At 71.0% G+C, this 17180-nt stretch carries 17 protein-coding genes; 3 read left to right on the forward strand and 14 right to left on the reverse strand.

Features of this window, described 5'->3' with window-relative positions; translation table 11 throughout:
* Positions 1-9: 9 nt before the first annotated feature.
* The 12 genes from ABFJ78_RS44365 to ABFJ78_RS44420 form a co-directional block, all read right to left on the reverse strand.
* On the reverse strand, positions 10-1374 hold the full coding sequence (locus ABFJ78_RS44365; RefSeq protein WP_436393453.1) for a glycoside hydrolase family 28 protein: 1365 nt from the start codon (positions 1372-1374) through the stop codon (positions 10-12).
* Positions 1375-1572: 198 nt separating this feature from the next.
* The gene (locus ABFJ78_RS44370) at positions 1573-2130 is read right to left on the reverse strand and encodes a hypothetical protein (protein ID WP_436393454.1); all 558 of its coding nucleotides are present in this window, start codon (positions 2128-2130) and stop codon (positions 1573-1575) included.
* A gap of 78 nt (positions 2131-2208) precedes the next feature.
* Entirely contained in the window at positions 2209-4173 is a 1965-nt protein-coding gene (locus ABFJ78_RS44375; RefSeq protein ID WP_436393455.1) for a thioredoxin domain-containing protein, read from the reverse strand.
* 22 nt (positions 4174-4195) lie between these two features.
* Positions 4196-4918 (reverse strand): hypothetical protein, encoded by a 723-nt coding sequence (locus ABFJ78_RS44380; protein WP_372663731.1) that lies wholly within the window; start codon positions 4916-4918, stop codon positions 4196-4198.
* Positions 4918-6057 (reverse strand): hypothetical protein, encoded by a 1140-nt coding sequence (locus tag ABFJ78_RS44385; protein ID WP_436393456.1) that lies wholly within the window; start codon positions 6055-6057, stop codon positions 4918-4920. The genes ABFJ78_RS44380 and ABFJ78_RS44385 overlap by 1 nt, the downstream gene beginning before the upstream one ends.
* Before the next feature lies 1 nt (position 6058).
* A complete protein-coding gene (locus tag ABFJ78_RS44390; protein WP_436393457.1) occupies positions 6059-7327 on the reverse strand; it encodes a hypothetical protein in 1269 nt (422 codons plus the stop codon).
* 16 nt (positions 7328-7343) lie between these two features.
* On the reverse strand, positions 7344-8216 hold the full coding sequence (locus ABFJ78_RS44395; RefSeq protein ID WP_436393458.1) for a phage distal tail protein: 873 nt from the start codon (positions 8214-8216) through the stop codon (positions 7344-7346).
* Positions 8217-9710 (reverse strand): phage tail protein, encoded by a 1494-nt coding sequence (locus tag ABFJ78_RS44400; protein ID WP_436393459.1) that lies wholly within the window; start codon positions 9708-9710, stop codon positions 8217-8219.
* A gap of 15 nt (positions 9711-9725) precedes the next feature.
* Positions 9726-9875 (reverse strand): hypothetical protein, encoded by a 150-nt coding sequence (locus ABFJ78_RS44405; protein WP_372663721.1) that lies wholly within the window; start codon positions 9873-9875, stop codon positions 9726-9728.
* 59 nt (positions 9876-9934) lie between these two features.
* A complete protein-coding gene (locus ABFJ78_RS44410; protein ID WP_436393460.1) occupies positions 9935-10351 on the reverse strand; it encodes a hypothetical protein in 417 nt (138 codons plus the stop codon).
* A complete protein-coding gene (locus tag ABFJ78_RS44415) occupies positions 10348-10824 on the reverse strand; it encodes a phage tail tube protein (RefSeq protein ID WP_436393461.1) in 477 nt (158 codons plus the stop codon). The genes ABFJ78_RS44410 and ABFJ78_RS44415 overlap by 4 nt, the downstream gene beginning before the upstream one ends.
* Before the next feature lie 47 nt (positions 10825-10871).
* Positions 10872-11294, reverse strand: coding sequence for a minor capsid protein (locus ABFJ78_RS44420; protein ID WP_436393462.1), 423 nt, complete (start codon positions 11292-11294; stop codon positions 10872-10874).
* A 123-nt stretch (positions 11295-11417) separates the two neighbouring features.
* Here ABFJ78_RS44420 and ABFJ78_RS44425 point away from each other — a divergent pair, with 123 nt between their 5' ends.
* Positions 11418-12785, forward strand: coding sequence for a 3' terminal RNA ribose 2'-O-methyltransferase Hen1 (locus tag ABFJ78_RS44425; protein WP_436393463.1), 1368 nt, complete (start codon positions 11418-11420; stop codon positions 12783-12785).
* Complete coding sequence (locus ABFJ78_RS44430; RefSeq protein WP_436393464.1) at positions 12782-15274, forward strand: polynucleotide kinase-phosphatase; 2493 nt, start codon at positions 12782-12784, stop codon at positions 15272-15274. Before ABFJ78_RS44425 ends, ABFJ78_RS44430 begins: the two co-directional genes overlap by 4 nt.
* Here the strand turns inward: ABFJ78_RS44430 and ABFJ78_RS44435 are convergent.
* Together ABFJ78_RS44435 and mca are read right to left on the reverse strand one after the other, a co-directional pair.
* Positions 15271-15603 carry a hypothetical protein gene (locus ABFJ78_RS44435; RefSeq protein WP_436393465.1) on the reverse strand — a complete coding sequence of 111 codons (333 nt, stop codon included), beginning with the start codon at positions 15601-15603 and terminating at the stop codon, positions 15271-15273. The genes ABFJ78_RS44430 and ABFJ78_RS44435 overlap by 4 nt on opposite strands.
* The gene (gene mca / locus ABFJ78_RS44440; protein ID WP_436393466.1) at positions 15600-16502 is read right to left on the reverse strand and encodes a mycothiol conjugate amidase Mca; all 903 of its coding nucleotides are present in this window, start codon (positions 16500-16502) and stop codon (positions 15600-15602) included. The genes ABFJ78_RS44435 and mca overlap by 4 nt, the downstream gene beginning before the upstream one ends.
* Positions 16503-16638: 136 nt before the next feature.
* On the opposite strand from mca, the gene ABFJ78_RS44445 reads away from it, so the two are divergent.
* Positions 16639-17082, forward strand: coding sequence for a DUF4307 domain-containing protein (locus tag ABFJ78_RS44445; RefSeq protein WP_436393467.1), 444 nt, complete (start codon positions 16639-16641; stop codon positions 17080-17082).
* Positions 17083-17180 lie beyond the last annotated feature (98 nt).

The raw sequence follows: 17180 nt of genomic DNA on the forward strand, positions 1-17180 counted from the left end.
CGCGCAGGTTCAGATCGGCTTGCCGTTGACCGTCACGTTGGTGAACTTGGCGTTGTCCACGTACTTCAGCGTGTTCGAGGTGTCGGACACGCCCTCAAACGTGGAGTTCGCCACGGTGAACCCGTGCACGTGGGCGTTCGGCAACCCGCTGACGTCGAACGTCTTCCCGGCGATCTTCGTGCTCGCGCAGTTGCTAATCGTGAACGGCCCGAACGACGGGACGTGGTCGCCGGTCTGGCTGTTGTAGGTCGACGTCACGAACACGAAGTTCCGCGCGAAGGTGCCCGAGACGCTGTCGAGGTTGATGTTCTCCGAGAACCCGCCACGCAGCGTGTTCGACTTCACGTACAGCGCGAACTTCGTGTCACCCTTCACGGTGAGCCGGTACGCGTAGACGTTGCGGATCCCGCCGGTCTGCTCGCTGCCGCAGGTGATCGCACCCCAGTTGCCGTTCATCACGCAGTTCACGACGACGAGGTTCTGGCACGGGACGTTCACCCGCCGCCCGTCGGCGTCGCGGCCGGACTTGATCGCGATGTTGTCGTCGTGCGCGCCGAGGGCGCAGTTCGCGATCACGACGTGGTCGCACGACTCGGGGTCGCAGCCGTCGGTGTTGGAGTGGGCGGTGCTGGGGTCGGTGCTGACGCCGTCCACGGTGACGTTGCGGCACAGCGTCGGGTGCAGCTGCCAGAACATGGAGTTCTTCAGCGTGACGCCCTGGATCAGCACGTTCTCGCAGGCGTACGGCTCGACGAACGCCGAGCGCATGGTGTGCCCGGACCCCGGCACGACGCGCTTCTCCGGCGCGGTTCCCTTGGCCACCAGCGTTTCCAGGTAGGCGCGGTCGCTGCCCTTGTTCCACGACGACGTGGCGGCGGCGTCGAGCGTGCCGCTGCCGGTCAGCCCGATGTTCTGCTGCCCGTAGGCGTAGATCATCGGCGACCGGTTGACGCATTCGATGCCCTCGTAGCGCGTCAGCACGTTCGGGAACTTCGAGGCGTCGCCGCTGAACTTGAGCACCGCGCCCTTTTCCAGGTGCAGGTCGACGTTGCTCTTCAGGTGGATCGCGCCGGTGAGGAAAGTGCCGCCGGGCACGACCACGTGGCCGCCGCCGGCCGCGGCGCACGCGTCGATCGCCTTTTTGATCGCCGCGGTGTTGTCGGTCTTGCCGTCGTTCTTCGCGCCGTAACCGGTGATCGGGAAGCTCCGGTCCGGGAATGTCGGGATGGTGGTGGCCGCGACGATGTCGTTCGCGGCGGGCCACGGGAGGGTGGGAACGTCGACGCGGTAGCGGCGCTCGAGCGGGATCGCCGGTACGAGGGAAACCGCGAGCGTGCCCTTGATCAGCTGCCGCCGGGTGAACCTGCCGTCCATGGACGCCTTCCTTCACGGGAAAGACCTGGTGCGACGGCGGAACCACGGCACGGACCGTGGACACGACGAACTCTAGGCGCGAACACGGGTGCGGGTCCAGGCTTGCGTGGCCGGCGAAGAAGCCGGCTCGCCCGGCCCGGATGACCTGAATGACTCATTCATGTCATCAGGCGACATGAATGAGTCATTCACGTCACTTCAGGCCAGGTCGGGACCCTTGGAACGCAGGTCGTCGACCTTGCTCATCGCTTCCCGCAGCTCGCCCAGCCAGCTGTCCGCGTGCTCGCCCACCAGCCGGACCGCCCACGCCAGCGCGTCCGAGCGGGAACGGGCCACGCCCGCGTCCACCAGCGTGTCCAGCACCAGCCGCTCCGGCTGGCGAAGCCGGGTCATCACCGGTGCCGAATGCGTCGTGAACAGCGCCTTCGTGCCGCCCAGCTTCGCGCCCCACGCCACCTTGCGCTGATAGCGGTGCTCGGCCTGCCTCGCGATCTCGATGCGCTCGTCGCGCGTCTCCTCGCGGTAGCGGCTGATGCGGCCCTCCTCCGCCGCCGCGCGGGCCGCGTCGTCCGCGTACTCCTCCGTCAGCGCTGGGAGCTCGCCGACCACGATGATCTCTTCGCGGTCGACCGTCACCTCCGGGGCACCGGTGAACCAGCCGTCGGGCAGGCGCCCGCCGAACCAGGCCGCCGCGTCGTCCGCCGGGGGCACTTCCGCCTGCTGCCAGCCTCGGCTCCCTCGCCAGCCTCGTCCCATGTTCGCCACCTCCGCGATTACATGATTACAACGCTACTGACGCTACGCCGAAGACAGGTGAAAGAGCAGGTCGTTCACTCAGAGCTGAGCGGTCAACGCCTCCGCCGACGTCACCGGCCGGTCGCACACGTACCCCCGGCAGACGTACGCCGCGGGCGCGCCGGCCACCAGCGGCCGGTCCGCCAGCAGCGGGACGCCCGGCGCGTCCGGCTCGCCGGCCAGCACGATGCCGCCGCCGTGCACGCCCCGCGCCGCGGCCAGCCGCAACGCCGGGTCCGCGCCGACCACCGCCACCTGCACCGGGCCGGCGTGGGCCGCCTCGGCCACCGACAGCCAGTGCCCGGCGAACCGCGGCACCCGCGCGGCCAGCACGCCGACCCGCCGCAGCGCCTGCTCGGCCGCCTCCCGGTACCGCGACGAATCGTGCCCGGCCAGCGCCGACGCCGTCAGCAGCGCCCCCGCCAGCGCGGACGCCCCGGCCGGGCTCGCGTTGTCGCCCGGGTCGGCCGGCCGCTGGACCAGCGCCTCGGCGTCGTCGGCGGTGTCGAAGTACGCGCCCGGGACGTCCGGCGACGCGAAGTGCGCCAGCGCCAGGTCCAGCAGCCGGGTCGCCTCGGTGAGCCACTTCGCCTCGCCGGTCGCCTGGTGCAGGGCCAGGAACCCGTCGGCGACGCAGGCGTAGTCCTCCAGCACCCCCGCCGACTCGCCGACGACGCCGTCGCGCGAACTGCGTCGCAACCGGCCGTCGACGACGTGGACACGCAGCAGCAGCTCGGCCGCGGCGACCGCCCATTCGATCCACTGTGGACGATCGCGCGCGACGCCCGCCTCGGCCAGCGCCGTGATCGCCAGGCCGTTCCAGGACGCGATCACCTTGTCGTCGCGCCCGGGCTGCGGCCGCTTCGCGCGCGCCTCCAGGAGCTTGACGCGCAGGGGTTCGGGCAGGTCGCCGAACAGGCGCAACGTCGAGGCGCCCTCCTCGAACGTCCCCTCCTCGGTGACCCCGAACAACGAAGCCGCGGAGTCGTCGCCGACCACCTCGCGCAGCTGTTCCGGCGTCCAGACGTACGTCAGGCCTTCGACGCCGTCGGTGTCCGCGTCCAGCGATGACGCGAAGCCACCCTCGGGCGTCCGCAAAGCGTCGAAGAGGAACTGAGCCGTCCCGGACGTGACGCGCAACGCCGTCGCCGAGCCGGTGCGCCGCCACAGGTGAGCGTAGAACCGCAGGAGCAACGCGTTGTCGTACAACATCTTCTCGAAGTGCGGCACGATCCACTCGGCGTCCACGGAGTACCGCGCGAAGCCACCCGCCAGCTGGTCGTACAGCCCGCCGCGGGCCATCGCCTCGGCCGTCTGGTCCACAAGGGACAGCGCGACGGCGGATCCCGTGCGCTCGTGGTGGCGCAGCAGGAACTCGAGCACCATCGACGGCGGGAACTTCGGCGCGCGGCCGAACCCGCCGTTGACCGGGTCCGCCTCCTGCTGCAGCTTCGCGACCGCGCCGGCGAGCACGGCTTCGTCCACAACGGACTCCTTGAGCGGCCCGGTCTGCTCGGCAAGGTGCGCGACGATCTGCTTCGCGCCGTCCAGGAGCTCGTCCGGCCGCTCGCCCCACGCCTCGGCGACGGCGGCCAGGAGCTGCCGGAACGACGGCATGCCCGGCCGCGGCGACGGCGGGTAGTAGGTGCCGCAGTGGAACGGCTCGCCGTCCGGGGTCAGGAAGCACGTCATCGGCCAGCCGCCCTGCCCGGTCATCGCCTGCGTGGCGGCCATGTACACGGCGTCGATGTCCGGCCGCTCTTCGCGGTCGACCTTGATGTTGACGAAGTGCTCGTTCATCACCGCGGCGGTTTCGGCGTCTTCGAACGACTCGTGCGCCATGACGTGGCACCAGTGGCACGCCGCGTATCCCACGGAAAGCAGGATCGGCACGTTCCGCCGGCGTGCCTCGGCCAGCGCGTCGGGACCCCACTGCCACCACTCGACCGGGTTGTCCGCGTGCTGGAGCAGGTACGGGCTGGTCGCGCTCGCGAGACGGTTCATGCCCTCCAGCGTAGGTCCGGGCTCAGGTCTGGCGCTGGACGGCGTCCATCGCGACCGCGTAGACGTTGCCGCTCCCGCTGGAGCGGCGCCAGTTCACCGCGACCCGCACCTCGCCGTCGTACGGCTGGCCGGGCAGGGCGTACGGCCCGCGGTAGTTGCGGCCGAGACCGGGCCCGAGCGTCCACGAAGCGGCGACCCGCGAGTTCCCGTGCGAATCGGTGATGACGATCTGGCCCTCGCCGTTCGTGGCGTTGTCGCAGCCTTCGACGGTGAACAGCTGGATGAACGGGTGGGTCTTCGGGAAGTTCGCCTCCCAGACCGTTTCGAACGACGCGTTGGTCACCGACGGCATGTTCGCGAACCGCACCTGCTCGAACGACACCGGGATCCACGGCCGGGCGAGGCCGGACCCGGACGCGGCGTCGTCGGAGGCGACGATGCTGCTGTTGCCGTCGGTCAGCGCCCAGAACTGCCGCCCGCTGTCGGTCGTGTAGGTGTACATCACGTCCGAGCCGCCGTCGCGGCGGATCCGGATGATCTGCTTGCCGTCGCCGCCCGGCCCGAAGTAGAGGATGGTGTGCCCGTCGGCGTCGACCATCCGGATCACGCCGTTGTCCTGCACCGTGAACGTGCCGCCGGAGATGGTCGCGTTGCCGATGCCGACGCGCTTGCGCAGCTCGTCGACCTCCCGGCGCAGCGCGACGACCTGGTCGACGATGCTGGACGGCTGGTTGATCTGTGCCATCAGGCCGCGTCCTCCAACAGGGGGTTCATGGTCAGGACCACGCCTTCGCGGCCGTCGTCGCCGACGGTGACGTCGAGCGCGACGATCCGCATCAGCGTGTCGATCCCGGTCGTGTGGAAGTCGTCCTTGATGATCACCCGGGCGTCGTCGCCCATCCCGATCTCGGCGACGGTCGGCGGGAGTCCACCGTGGACGGTCAACGTCGGCAGCACGACGGGCAGCCGGCTCACCGCCTGGTCCGACAGCGCGTGGGAGGCCAGCTGCCCCGGGTCGGTGACCGAGCTGTAGCCGTACTCGGTCTCCAGCAGCGGCCAGCCGTCCTGGTAGCGGTCGCGGTCCTCCGCGACGGCGACGAGCATGCCGCTCTCGATCCCGTCGCCGGAGGCGAACGTCCGGGTGGCCATCCGGGTGCCGTCCGACGGCCAGCCGTAGCCGAGCAGGTTCCCGCCGTACTCCCAGACGTGCGCCGAACCCTGCTGCCCGAGCCGCGGCGTGCCGAGCCGCAGCAGCCGCGTCGGCCGGCCGTTGCGGTCGGGCGGCCCGACGTCGAACATCATGTCCGGGCCGTCGTAGAGCTGGGAGAGCTTGCGCAGCGCGTCCCCGACGCTCGCGTTCTGGTAGCCGAAGTACGTCCGGTCGAGCCGGATGCCGGAGAGCTCGCGGTCGGGGAACGTGACGCCGATGTCGCCGCCGGGATGGGACTGGGCCAGCGTGACCAGGTTGCGGGCGATCGTGTTCTGGTCGGTGTTCTTCCACTCGACCTTCTGCCGGGCCACGTAGTGCGGGTCGTCGAACGCGGCCGCCGGCAGCACCGGCAGCACCTTGCGGTGTTCGAAGTACGACCAGAAGTCCCCGCACCCCAAAGAGATCTGCTGCGAGCCCGAGTCGAACTTGCGCGTCCACACCAGCCCGCCCCACACCGGGCGGCTGTCGCGCAGCACGTAGACCACGCGGCGGCCCGGCGTGCTCAGGTCGTACGGGTCGATCGCGCTGATCCGCGCGTCGCCCAGGCTCAACGTCGCGGACAGCGTCCCGGCCGCGCCGAGCTTCTTCGAGTACTTGACGCCGGTGAGCGGCACCTCGGCCAGCGTCCGGTTGGTCATCAGGTCGGAGATCAGGTAGGTGTGGACGGGGTCCATCTCAGGCCCGCAGCCAGGTCAGCGACACGTGGTTGACGTTGGCCCAGCCCGCGTCGTGGACCCGGTTCGCGCTGTCGCTCCAGAAGATGACGCTCACCGTGGCCCCGGCGTTGAAGAAGTTCGTCGTGGCGGTGCTCATCGTGCCCGGCGAGGTGGCGAGCCAGCGCGACATCGTGTTCGCGTACCGGATCTCGATGTTGGCGCCGTCGGTGATCGCCATGTAAGTGTGGTACTCGCCCGAGCCCTGCGGGGCGACCGTCCGAAAGCTGGCGGTGATGGTCCAGATCCCGGCCCGGTTGAGCGTGAAGGTGTCGTTGTTCGCCGAGGTCGTGATGTCCGGCGACCCGTAGACCATGGTCGGGAACCGGCTTCGGGTGTTCGCCTGCGCCGGGAAGGTCTGCACGTTGCCGCGGACCTCGTAGCGGGCCTCGTGCCGGGTGGGTGTCGCGGTGGTGCCGACCGCGCCGCCGCCGGTGGCCACCGAACCGATCCAGTCCGCGCCGTTCCACCGGTAGACCAGGTTGTCCTGCGTGCTGAACACGAGCTGGCCGGGCAGCGGGTCGGTGATCATCGCGCGGATGTCGGCCAGCGACGTGCACACGGGGATGCTCGGCACGCGCCACTTGTCGCCGTCGTTGATCTCCAGCCAGCGCCGGTCCTGCCGGTAGGTGGTGATCCCGTTGTAGGCGTGCACGGCGTCGCGCTCGCCGACGCCGCGGCTCGGCATCACCCCGCCGAGCCCGACCACCCAGCCGGGCCGCCGGTCCTGGATCTGCTCCGGGGCGATCGACTTGGCGCCGGCCGGGATCCGCACACTCGCCAGCAGCATGTAGTCGCCCGTGGGGGTCGGCTCCTGCGACGTCGTCGGGTCGCCGACGATCTGCTTGACCACGAACCCGTTCGTGGTGTCGCCGTAGAACTTGTCCGTCTGCTGCGCGACGATCAGGTCGATGCGCGCGTTGGACGAGTGCGCCGGGTTGTCCTTGAGCAGGTCCAGCGTCTTCACCGCGTCCAGCGTCTGCACGTAGCTGCCGACCCCGCGGCTCGCGCGCATGAACATCTGGAACGGCTGCACGGTGACCGTTCCGTCCGGGGTCGGCGACGCCGCCGCGACCTTGCCGGGGTCGCCGTTCGCCGGCCGGATGCCGTTGCGGGACAGCACCGGGCTCGGGCCGGACTGCACGGCCGCGCTCACCGCCAGCCGCGCGTCTTCGGTGGTGATGACGCCGTTCGGCGAGTCGGACACGGCCCATGAATTGCGCTCGGCCATGGTTTTCCCCCTCAAGTCAGATGATGGCGTGCCGCCAGCGCCCGGTGAGCGACGCCTTCGGGTCGTAGGACGCGGCGGTGAAGTCGACCTGGACCGCGCCGTTCGCGGGGATCGGAAACCAGCCGCGGGCGAGGAGCTTGTCGCTCCGGTTGACGCCGTTGAGCAGCACCGTCCGCGCATCGGTGTCGATGGTCAGCACCTGCCCGTCCCCGACGGTGAAGGTGTCGTCGAAGACCAGCCGTTCGCCGGTGTCGCGGTTGGCGATCACCGGGCCGGTGACCGGGCCGCGGATCTCCCACACCGGCCAGCTGGCCGCGCCGCCGGAGTTGACCGCGCGCAGCCGGCCGCCCTGCTTGCCCTGCCCGAACACCAGCGGGAAGGTCAGCGGGAACGGCAGCCCGTCGGCCGGGGGCGACGGCAGCGCGGTGACGTCGCGCTGCTCGGCGACCGAGTACAGCCGCGGATCCGTGGCCTGCCACTGGATCGCGCCGGTCGTGTAGCCGAGCGCGTAGTACTTCTCGACGTTGATCGTCCGCCGGACGCACCGGGCGTTCGAAAGCCAGCTTTCGCCGTCGAGCCGGACGACGAGCGGCTCCTCCAGCGGCCGTTCCGCCGGCGCGGTGATCGTCCGCAGCGTCGTGACGACCGCGCCGAACTCCGCCACCGGCACGCCCTTGACCAGGTACGACAACGTGACCGTGCGCTGCCCGGCCAGCTGGTTGCCCTGGAACCCGCCGTGGCGGCCGGGCCGGTCGGGGTTGTCGGCGCGCATCTCCGGCAGGTCGAGCCAGCCCTCCAGCTTCGTCATCCGGAACGGGCTGCCCGAGCCGAGCAGCGTGCCCCGCCACTCCAGCTGGCCGTCGGCGGTGATCAGGTCCCCCGCGCTCACTCAGCCACCCCCTCGGGACATCCAGTCCAGGTCGCCCGCGATGTCGGCCGGGGTCTGGCTGGGCGTGGCGTGGAAGTTCTCGATGTGCACCACGGCCCGCTCCGGCCGGGCCGCGTCCGCCGCGAAGCCGGCGCCGGCGAGGGCCGGGACCCGCGGCCGCGCGGGCGCGAGGTCGTCGAGCCGGCTCGCCACCAGGCCGGCCAGCTGGGTGGACGCCCTGGCCACCGCGCCGCTGGTCTGCTCGATGCCCTGCGCGAGCCCGAGCGGCACCCAGCGGCCGAGCTCGGCCGCCACCTTCGACGGCGAGTTGATGCCGAGGATCGACTTGATCGGGCCGGGGATGATGTCCTTGATCAGCCCGATGATCTTGTCCTTGATCCAGTTCGCCGCGTTCTTGAGGCCGTTCCACAGCCCTTCGAGGATCGACGCGCCGACGTCGAGCAGCAGGTTGCCGAGGTTGCCCAGCGCGCGCAGGATCATCCCGGGCAGGCCGCCGAGCCAGGACACCAGCTCACCGAGCTTGCCGACGGCTCCGGTGAAGATCGAGCCGAACCAGCCCATGACCATGCCGGGCAGCTGGCCGAGCCAGCCGATCGCGGCCATGACGCCGTTGATCGCGACCTGGATCGCGGCGACGATCGCGTTCCACACCATCTTGAGGAAGTCCCAGATGGCCTGGAAGGCGGCTTTGGTCCAGGCGACGATGGTGTCCCAGTTGGCGATGATCAGCGCCACGAGCCCGACGACGGCGGCGATGATGATCGGGATCGGGCCCATCGCCAGCAGCCACGCGGCGGCCATCTTGGCCGCGTTCACCAGTGACTCGACGCCCATCATCACCCACGCGGCGACGACCTGCGCGGCGCTGGCGAGCGCGCTCCAGCCCATCAGACCCCATTGGACGATCGCCACGGCGCTCTGCGCGAGGAACACCGCGGCCGACGCCACCGCCTGCGCGGCCATCGTCGCGAAGGACGCGATCGTCGCGGCCGCCGCCACCGCCGCGGCGATCCCCAGCTGGACCAGCGCGGGGAGGAAGAACGTCAGGATGGCGCCGCCGACGATCATGATCGGGGTCTGGTTGGCCGCGATCCAGCTGCCCAGTGCCTGGAACGCCGGGACCAGCGTGCCGTTGATGAACGCGCCGACGGCGTCGAACGCGGGTTGGAGCTTCTCGCTCAGGAACGCGATCGCGGTCTGCAGCCCGGCTTGCAGGCCGGTGGACAACAGTCCCATCACCGGGCCGCCGACCAGCGACAGCAGGCCGCCGCCGATCGCCGAGGCCGCCTGGACGCCGAGGCCCGCCGCGGCGCCGACGACCGGTCCCTGCGACTTGCCGATCGCCGCGGCCATCTTCTGGCCCGCCTCCTCGGCTTGGGCGATGATCCTTTCCTTGGCCTGGCCGAACTTGGTCTGCATCTCGGCCAGCTTGTCCTGGAACAGCTGGTCGTTGATCCCGAAGTTCGCGATGAAGTCACCGACGGTCAACGCCATCGCACACCCCCCTCCCTACAGGTTGCCGATCACCGAGCGGGCCGTCTCCCCGTCGACCTCGACCGGCTCGTCCTTGGTCACCTGGCGCCACACGCTTTCCGGCGACAGGCCGGAAACGAGGGCGGCGAACTCCCACCAGGACAGGCCGGCGTCGAGGTCGGCCATCAGGTCGCGGCCGTACTCGCGCCGCCAGTCCGCGTAGAGCAGCCGCCAGTGGCGCAGGATCAGGCGGATGGCGTGTTCGCCGTCGCCCCCGCCACCATCGCCGCGGGGGCCTTTCCGTTTCCCGGGGCCTGCTGGCGGTTCTGGTAGAGCTGCTGGCACGTGCCCAGGACGTCGGGCAGGTCGTCGATCTCCAGGCCGCGGTTGAGGATGTCGACCAGGTTCTGCTCGCCCAGCAGCGCCGACAGCATGTCGAACGCCTCCTCGGCGCTGACCTCGTCGGTGGCGGACCGGCCGTTCTTGCGCGCGGACACCGCGAACAGGATCAGCTTGGCGGGCAACGAATGCGGCAGCGTGTAGACCTTGCCGAGGATGCGGATGCGCGGCGCCACGCGGGCCGCCTTGCGCTCGCGCCAGGCCTCGTCGAAGTCGTAGTCGACGGTGAGCTGGTCGTCGGCGACGCCGGTCGGCTCGGTCATTCGCCGTCCTCCGCCACGCTCGCGCTGACGGCGGCGGTGGTCGACGGTCCGGACCGGGTGATCGTGGCGACCCAGGCGTACTTGTCGTTGTTGCCGCCGCCGTGCTCGCCGAGGCTGAAGGTCGCGTTCCAGACCTTCCACTGCGTGTCCACCGGGTGCCGGAAGCGGATCTTGCCGACGCTGGCGAACCCGACCTGCGTGGCCAGCGCTTCGACGCGCGCCTGCCCCGGGTCCTGGGCGCCGTTCGCGGGGTCCTTCAGCAGAAAGCCTTCCAGGGCGAGCGTCGCGCCGCGCTGGATGACCTCCTGCTCGTAGTTGCCCGCCGAGTCGAACGTCGTGGTGTCGACGACCTCTTCGTTCTCGCCGGCGTTGGGCACGGCGGAGTTGAGGCCCCCGATCGGCGTCCAGGTGGTGCCGTTCGTCTCGGCGACCTGGATGATGATGTCGCGGGCGTTGATCTTGACAGTGGGCATCGGCGCTCCCCTCCTCGATGGTGCTTGTGCGGTGCGGAAAAGCTGTCTCAGGCGCGGTTGCCGACGGGCCGGTGCAGCTCCATCCGCAGCGCGACGGACCATTCGTCGCGGTCGCCCGCGTCCCGGCCGACGTAGACCGGGCCGGCCTGCGTGCCGACGCTGGAGACGAGCCACGTGTTGCCGGGCAGCCGCCGGTTTCCCAGCCCGTGCACGGCGTCGTAAACGGCCTGGGCCTTCGCCTCGGCCGCGACGGCGTTCTCCGGCGTGCCGCGCACGCGGATCTGGACCACGGGTTCGTCGTAGGGGAGCCGCGCGTCGGATTCGACGCCGGGAAGCCGGCTCAGCACGAGGGCCGCGTCCGGCGTGGCCGGCATCGCGAGCAGGAAGATGTCGCCGCCCGTGCCGCCCGGTTCGTAGTTCCCCAGCCCCAATTCCTCAAGCAGCGCAGCGACTTCTTCGAGAATCGTCACATTGGCCCCCCGGCCGCTCCCCCAGTGCTGACGCCAGCTTGCCCGACGTCCGAAGGATCGTCAACTGTCCGTTTTTGCCAAAAACCGGGCGCGCCGGGACCGGCCGTCGGCCACACTGGGCGGGTGCTGCTGACGATCACGACGACGCGGAACCCCGCCACCGACTTGGGTTTTCTTCTCCACAAGCATCCGGAGAAGGCCCAATCGGTCGCGCTCTCGGCCGGGACCGCGCACGTCTTCTACCCCGACGCGGCCGAAAACCGTTGCACCGTAGCGTTGTTCGTCGAGATCGATCCGGTCGGGCTCGTCCGCGGCGGTGGGACTTCGTTGACCCAGTACGTCAACGACCGGCCGTACGCCGGCGGCTCGTACCTCGCGGTCGCGCTGCGGGCCGCGTTCACCACCGCGCTCGCGGGCCGCTGCTCGGCGCGTCCGGAACTCGTCGACGAGCGCTTCGACTTGGAGATCCACGTGCCGTCGCTGTCCGCGCGCGGCGGGGCCGAAGTCGTGCACAAGTTGTTCGAGCCGCTCGGCTGGCGCGTCTCGACCGCGCCGATCCCGCTCGACCCGGAATTCCCGGAGTGGGGCGAGAGCCGCTATGTCGACCTGACGCTCGCCGGCAGCCACCGGGTCGTCGACGCCCTTCGGCACCTCTACGTCCTGCTGCCCGCGCTCGACGGCGGCAAGCACTACTGGGTCGGCCAGGACGAGGCCGACAAGCTGCTGCGCGCCGGTGACGGCTGGCTCGCCGAGCACCCCGAGCGGACGCTCATCACGAACCGCTACCTCGACCGGCGACGGCCGGTCGTGCGCTACGCGCTTTCGCGGCTCGCCGACGCCGACGACGTCCCCGCGGACGCCGAGGCGCTCGTCACCGAGGTCCCGGACCGCCCGGAGCCGCTGGCGACGCAGCGCCACGGCAGCGTGCTCGCCGCGTTGCGGGCGGCGGGCGCGCGGCGCGTGCTCGACCTCGGCTGCGGGACCGGCGCGCTGCTGCGCGTCCTGGAGAAGGACCGGTCGTTCACCGAGATCGTCGGCGTCGACGTCTCCGCGAGCGCCCTCGACGTCGCGGAGAAGCGCCTGAAGGAACACTCCCGCGTCACGCTCCGGCAGTCCGCGCTCACCTACGCCGACCCGGCGCTGGCCGGCTACGACGCCGCGGTGCTGATGGAGGTCGTCGAACACGTCGACCCGGAGCGGCTGCCGGCGCTGGAGCACGCGGTGTTCGGGGTCGCGGCGCCGCGCACGGTGCTCGTCACGACGCCGAACGCGGAGTACAACCGGCTGTTCGAGTTCCTGCCGATGGGGCATTTCCGGCACGCCGACCACCGGTTCGAATGGACCCGAGCCGAGTTCCGCGCCTGGGCGGACGGCGTCGCGACCCGGCGTGGCTACGAGGTCCGGTACGTGCCGATCGGACCGGTGGACCAGGAATCGGGACCGCCGACCCAGCTGGCGGTCTTTTCGACCAGTGAGGAGGTGGCCGCGTGAAGCTGACCGTCCCCGACATGGCGCTCGTCGTGCTCGTCGGCGCTTCCGGCTCCGGCAAGTCGACCTTCGCGCGCACGCACTTCGCGCCGACGCAGGTGCTCTCCAGCGACTTCTTCCGCGGGCTCGTCGCCGACGACGAAAACGACCAGTCCGCGTCGGCCGAGGCCTTCGACGCGCTGCACTACGTCGCGGGGAAGCGGCTCGCGGCCGGCCGGATGACCGTGATCGACGCGACGAACGTCCAGCGCGCTTCGCGGGCGAGCCTGGTGAAGCTCGCGAAGGAGCACGACGTGCTCCCGACGGCGATCGTGCTCGACCTGCCGCTGCCGGTGTGCGTCGCGCGCAACGCCGGGCGGCCCGACCGCGACTTCGGCGACCACGTGGTCCGGCGGCAGCGCGGCGAGCTGCAGCGCTCGCTGAAGTCGTTGGAGCGCGAGGGTTTCCGGCGCGTGCACGTGCTGCGCGGCGAGGCCGAGGTGGCAGAGGCGGAGATCGTCGTCGAGCCGCTGCGCAACGACAAGCGCGACCTGACCGGGCCGTTCGACGTGATCGGCGACGTCCACGGCTGCGCGGCCGAGCTCGAGGAGCTGCTGGCCGAGCTGGGCTACGTCGACGGCGTCCACCCGGCCGGCCGGACGGCGGTGTTCGTCGGCGACCTCGTCGACCGCGGGCCGGACACGCCCGGTGTGCTGCGGCGCGTGATGGGGATGGCCGCGGCCGGGAGCGCGCTGGTCGTCTGCGGGAACCACGAGCAGAAGCTGGTGCGGGCGTTGCACGGGCGGAAGGTCAACGTCGCCCACGGGCTCGCGGAGTCGCTGGAGCAGCTCGGCGCGGAGAGCGAGGAGTTCCGCCGGGCGGCGCACGAGTTCTGCGACGGGCTGATCGCGCACTACGTCCTCGACGGCGGCAACCTCGTCGTCGCGCACGCGGGGCTGCCCGAGCGCTACCACGGGCGCGCGTCCGGACGCGTCCGGAGCATGGCGCTCTACGGCGACACGACCGGCGAGACCGACGAGTACGGCCTGCCGGTGCGGCTGCCGTGGGCGCGCGACTACCGCGGGTCCGCGATGGTCCTCTACGGGCACACGCCGACGCTGGAGCCGGAGTGGGTCAACAACACGATGTGCCTCGACACCGGGTGCGTGTTCGGCGGGAAGCTGACCGCGCTGCGCTACCCCGAGCGCGAGGTCGTCTCGGTGAAGGCGCATCGCGTCTGGTACGAGCCGTCTCGCCCGCTCGACGCTTCGCGGCCGCTGGGCGGGCGTGAGCCCGCGGTGCTGGAGCTGGCCGACGTCACCGGCAAGCGGATCGTGCAGACCGCGCACCACGGCCGGGTCGGCGTTTCGGCGGAGCAGTCGGCGGCGGCGCTGGAGGTGATGAGCCGGTTCGCGGTCGACCCGCGCTGGCTGGCCTACCTGCCGCCGACGATGGCGCCGTGTTCGACCTCGTCGCACGCCGACTACCTGGAGCACCCGGAGGAGGCGTTCGCCGAGTACCGCGCGGCGGGCGTGCAGTCGGTGGTCTGCCAGGAGAAGCACATGGGCTCGCGGGCGGTGGTGCTGGTGTGCCGGGACGACGCCGCCGGCGTCCGGCGGTTCGGCATCGAGGGCGGCGGCGCCGTGTACACGCGCACCGGGCGGCCGTTCTTCTCGGCAGCGCAGAACGCCCTGCTCCTGGCCGACGTGCGGGCGGCGGCCGGCGGGCTGTTCGACGAGCTGAAGTCGGACTGGCTGCTGCTGGACGCCGAGCTGCTGCCGTGGAGCGCGAAGGCGGGCGGGCTGATCGCGGACCAGTACGCGTCGGTCGGCGCGGCGGCCCAGGCGGTGCTGCCGGCGGCGGTCTCGGCCTTGTCGACGGCGTCCGCGCGCGGTATCGACGTCACGGACCTGCTGCGGCGCACGGCGTCCCGTGCGTCCACAGTGGACGCGTACCGGGCGGTGTACCGGCGCTACTGCTGGCCGACGTCGGGGCTGGAGGGCGTCCGGCTGGCCCCGTTCCAGCTGCTGGCGTCGGAGGGGACGGCGTACCACGACCGGCCGCACTCGTGGCACCTCTCGGTGCTGGACCGGCTCACGGGCCCGCGCTTCCAGCGGACCCGGACGCTCACGGTGGACGTGCTGGACTCGACGTCCGTCGCGGCCGGGGTGTCGTGGTGGGAGGAGCTGACGGCGGCGGGCGGCGAGGGCATGGTGGTCAAGCCGTCGGCGAACCTGACCCGCGGCACGCGCGGCCTGGTCCAGCCGGGGGTGAAGGTCCGCGGGCGCGAGTACCTGCGGATCATCTACGGCCCGGACTACACGCTGCCGGACAACCTCGAGCGGCTGCGGAAGCGGGGGCTGAACCGGAAGCGGATGCTGGCGCTGCGCGAGTACGCGCTGGGTTTGGAGGCCCTGGAGCGCGTGGCCCGGCGCGAGCCGCTGTGGCGCGTGCACGAATGCGTGTTCGCGGTGCTCGCGCTGGAGTCGGACCCGGTGGACCCGCGGCTCTAACTGTCGGCCTTCGAGGTGGTCGAGGAGTCCTTCGCGGGCTTCTCGGCCGCCTCGTCCTTCTTCCCGGCTTCGGCCTTCTCCTCCGCGACCGGTTCCTCGGCCGGCGGGTCGTCGAAGCTGGCCGGGACGCGCTTCAGGTGCTTCGTCATCGAGCGGACCAGGAACGCCACCGCGATGAGGAACAGGATCAGCACCAGGAAGCCGACCGGCGAGGACTTGCCGAAGTCCTCGCCCTGCCCGCCGTTGTCGCCGTCGCCCGGCTGCTGCGTCAGCACCAGGGCCGACGCGGTCACCGGAAGCGCCACGCCGGCCGGCAGCGTCAGACTCATGTGTTCACCTTCTCCTCGACTCCGATGCCGGCGAACAGGTCGTCCTCCGGCAACGTGCTGTCGACCTGGGACTTGACCAGCTCGTACTCCTCGGTCGGCCAAGTCTCGCGCTGGATCTCCAACGGGACGAAGAACCAGCGGCTGTTCGGGTCGATCTGCGTGGCGTGCGCCTTGAGCGCCTCGTCCCGCACCTCGAAGTATTCACCGCACTCCACGCGGGTCGTCACCCGCTCCATCACATCGGCGCGGTCGGGGTCCCACTTGGCCAGCCACTCGGTGTACGGCGACTCGAGCCCGGCCTCCTTCAGCGCCGCGTCGAAGGCCACCATCCGGGCCTTCGAGAAGCCGTGCATGTAGTACAGCTTCAGCGGCTGCCACGGCTCGCCCGCGCCGGGGAAGCGGTCCGGGTCCGGTGCCGCGTCCCACGCCGCCATCGTCACCTCGTGCGTGCGGATGTGGTCGGGGTGCGGGTAGCCGCCGTTCTCGTCGTACGTCGTGATGACGTGCGGGCGGAACTCGCGGATGACGCGCACCAGCGCCTCGGTCGGCTCCTCGAGGGGCACGGCGGCGAACGAGCCCTCGGGCACCGGGGGCAGCGGGTCGCCCTCCGGCAGGCCGGAGTCGACGAAACCCAGCCAGCGCTGGCTCACGCCGAGGATCTTGGCCGCGCGGGCCATCTCCTCCCGGCGGATCTCGGACATGTTCGCCAGCACGTCGGGCCGGTCCATGGCCGGGTTCAGGATGCTGCCGGCCTCGCCCCCGGTGCAGGTGACGACGAGCACCTCGTGCCCTTCGGCGGCGTAGCGCGCCATCGTGGCGGCGCCCTTGCTCGACTCGTCGTCCGGATGTGCGTGCACGGCCATCATGCGCAAGCGCGGCTTCGTCAGCTGGTCCACCATGCTGCGAACGACTCCTTCTCTACCCGTATTCCGCGACCCACCTGCGGGCCGCCCACCCAGCGGGCGGATACTCGAAGCCGTACCCGCCCCACCATTGTCCCCGCGGGTACGACAAGAACGAGCAGGAGGCCCCGCGTTGGCAGGCGGACCGGCGGAAACGGCAGCCCCCGCGCTGCCCGAGGGCCGGTACGGCACCAGCCGCGCGAAGGCGCCCCGGCGCTGGCGCCGGTGGCTCTTCCTGGCGATCGCCCTGCTGGTCAGCGGCGTGATCGCGTGGGTCGCGTACGTCAACCTCGGGTCCGCGCCGATCGACGCCGAGCGCGTCGCCTTCAGCGGCAAACCGGGCAACGCGATGGAAATCACCATCAACGTGACGCGGGACGACGACAGCAGGCCGGGCGTGTGCATCGTGCGCGTCCGCGACAAGACCGGCGCGGAGAGCGGCCGCAAAGAGCTCTTGATCCCCGCCGGCGCGAAGTACAGCAGGATGAGCACGACGATCAAGAGCATCGGGGAACCGGTGACCGCCGACGTCTACGGCTGCTCGTACGAGGTACCACAGTATTTGTCAACCCCATAGCGGCCAACGGGGTGAACCGCGCGCCCAACGCCCACGGCGTGCGGATTTAACGGGCGTCGGCCTGTCGCGCCGTGATACTCTGACCCTTCAGCACGGCC

Origin of the sequence: Amycolatopsis sp. MEPSY49, assembly GCF_051337345.1 — a bacterium.
Lineage (GTDB): Bacteria > Actinomycetota > Actinomycetes > Mycobacteriales > Pseudonocardiaceae > Amycolatopsis.

What these genes read in the sequence shown, in the direction of transcription:
- ABFJ78_RS44365 (WP_436393453.1), bottom strand. Translation starts at nt 1,374, where the DNA reads ATGGACGGCAGGTTCACCCGGCGGCAGCTGATCAAGGGCACGCTCGCG.
- ABFJ78_RS44370 (WP_436393454.1), bottom strand. Translation starts at nt 2,130, where the DNA reads ATGGGACGAGGCTGGCGAGGGAGCCGAGGCTGGCAGCAGGCGGAAGTG.
- ABFJ78_RS44375 (WP_436393455.1), bottom strand. Translation starts at nt 4,173, where the DNA reads ATGAACCGTCTCGCGAGCGCGACCAGCCCGTACCTGCTCCAGCACGCG.
- ABFJ78_RS44380 (WP_372663731.1), bottom strand. Translation starts at nt 4,918, where the DNA reads ATGGCACAGATCAACCAGCCGTCCAGCATCGTCGACCAGGTCGTCGCG.
- ABFJ78_RS44385 (WP_436393456.1), bottom strand. Translation starts at nt 6,057, where the DNA reads ATGGACCCCGTCCACACCTACCTGATCTCCGACCTGATGACCAACCGG.
- ABFJ78_RS44390 (WP_436393457.1), bottom strand. Translation starts at nt 7,327, where the DNA reads ATGGCCGAGCGCAATTCATGGGCCGTGTCCGACTCGCCGAACGGCGTC.
- ABFJ78_RS44400 (WP_436393459.1), bottom strand. Translation starts at nt 9,710, where the DNA reads ATGGCGTTGACCGTCGGTGACTTCATCGCGAACTTCGGGATCAACGAC.
- ABFJ78_RS44405 (WP_372663721.1), bottom strand. Translation starts at nt 9,875, where the DNA reads ATGGCCGACCTCGACGCCGGCCTGTCCTGGTGGGAGTTCGCCGCCCTC.
- ABFJ78_RS44410 (WP_436393460.1), bottom strand. Translation starts at nt 10,351, where the DNA reads ATGACCGAGCCGACCGGCGTCGCCGACGACCAGCTCACCGTCGACTAC.
- ABFJ78_RS44415 (WP_436393461.1), bottom strand. Translation starts at nt 10,824, where the DNA reads ATGCCCACTGTCAAGATCAACGCCCGCGACATCATCATCCAGGTCGCC.
- ABFJ78_RS44435 (WP_436393465.1), bottom strand. Translation starts at nt 15,603, where the DNA reads ATGAGTCTGACGCTGCCGGCCGGCGTGGCGCTTCCGGTGACCGCGTCG.
- mca (WP_436393466.1), bottom strand. Translation starts at nt 16,502, where the DNA reads ATGGTGGACCAGCTGACGAAGCCGCGCTTGCGCATGATGGCCGTGCAC.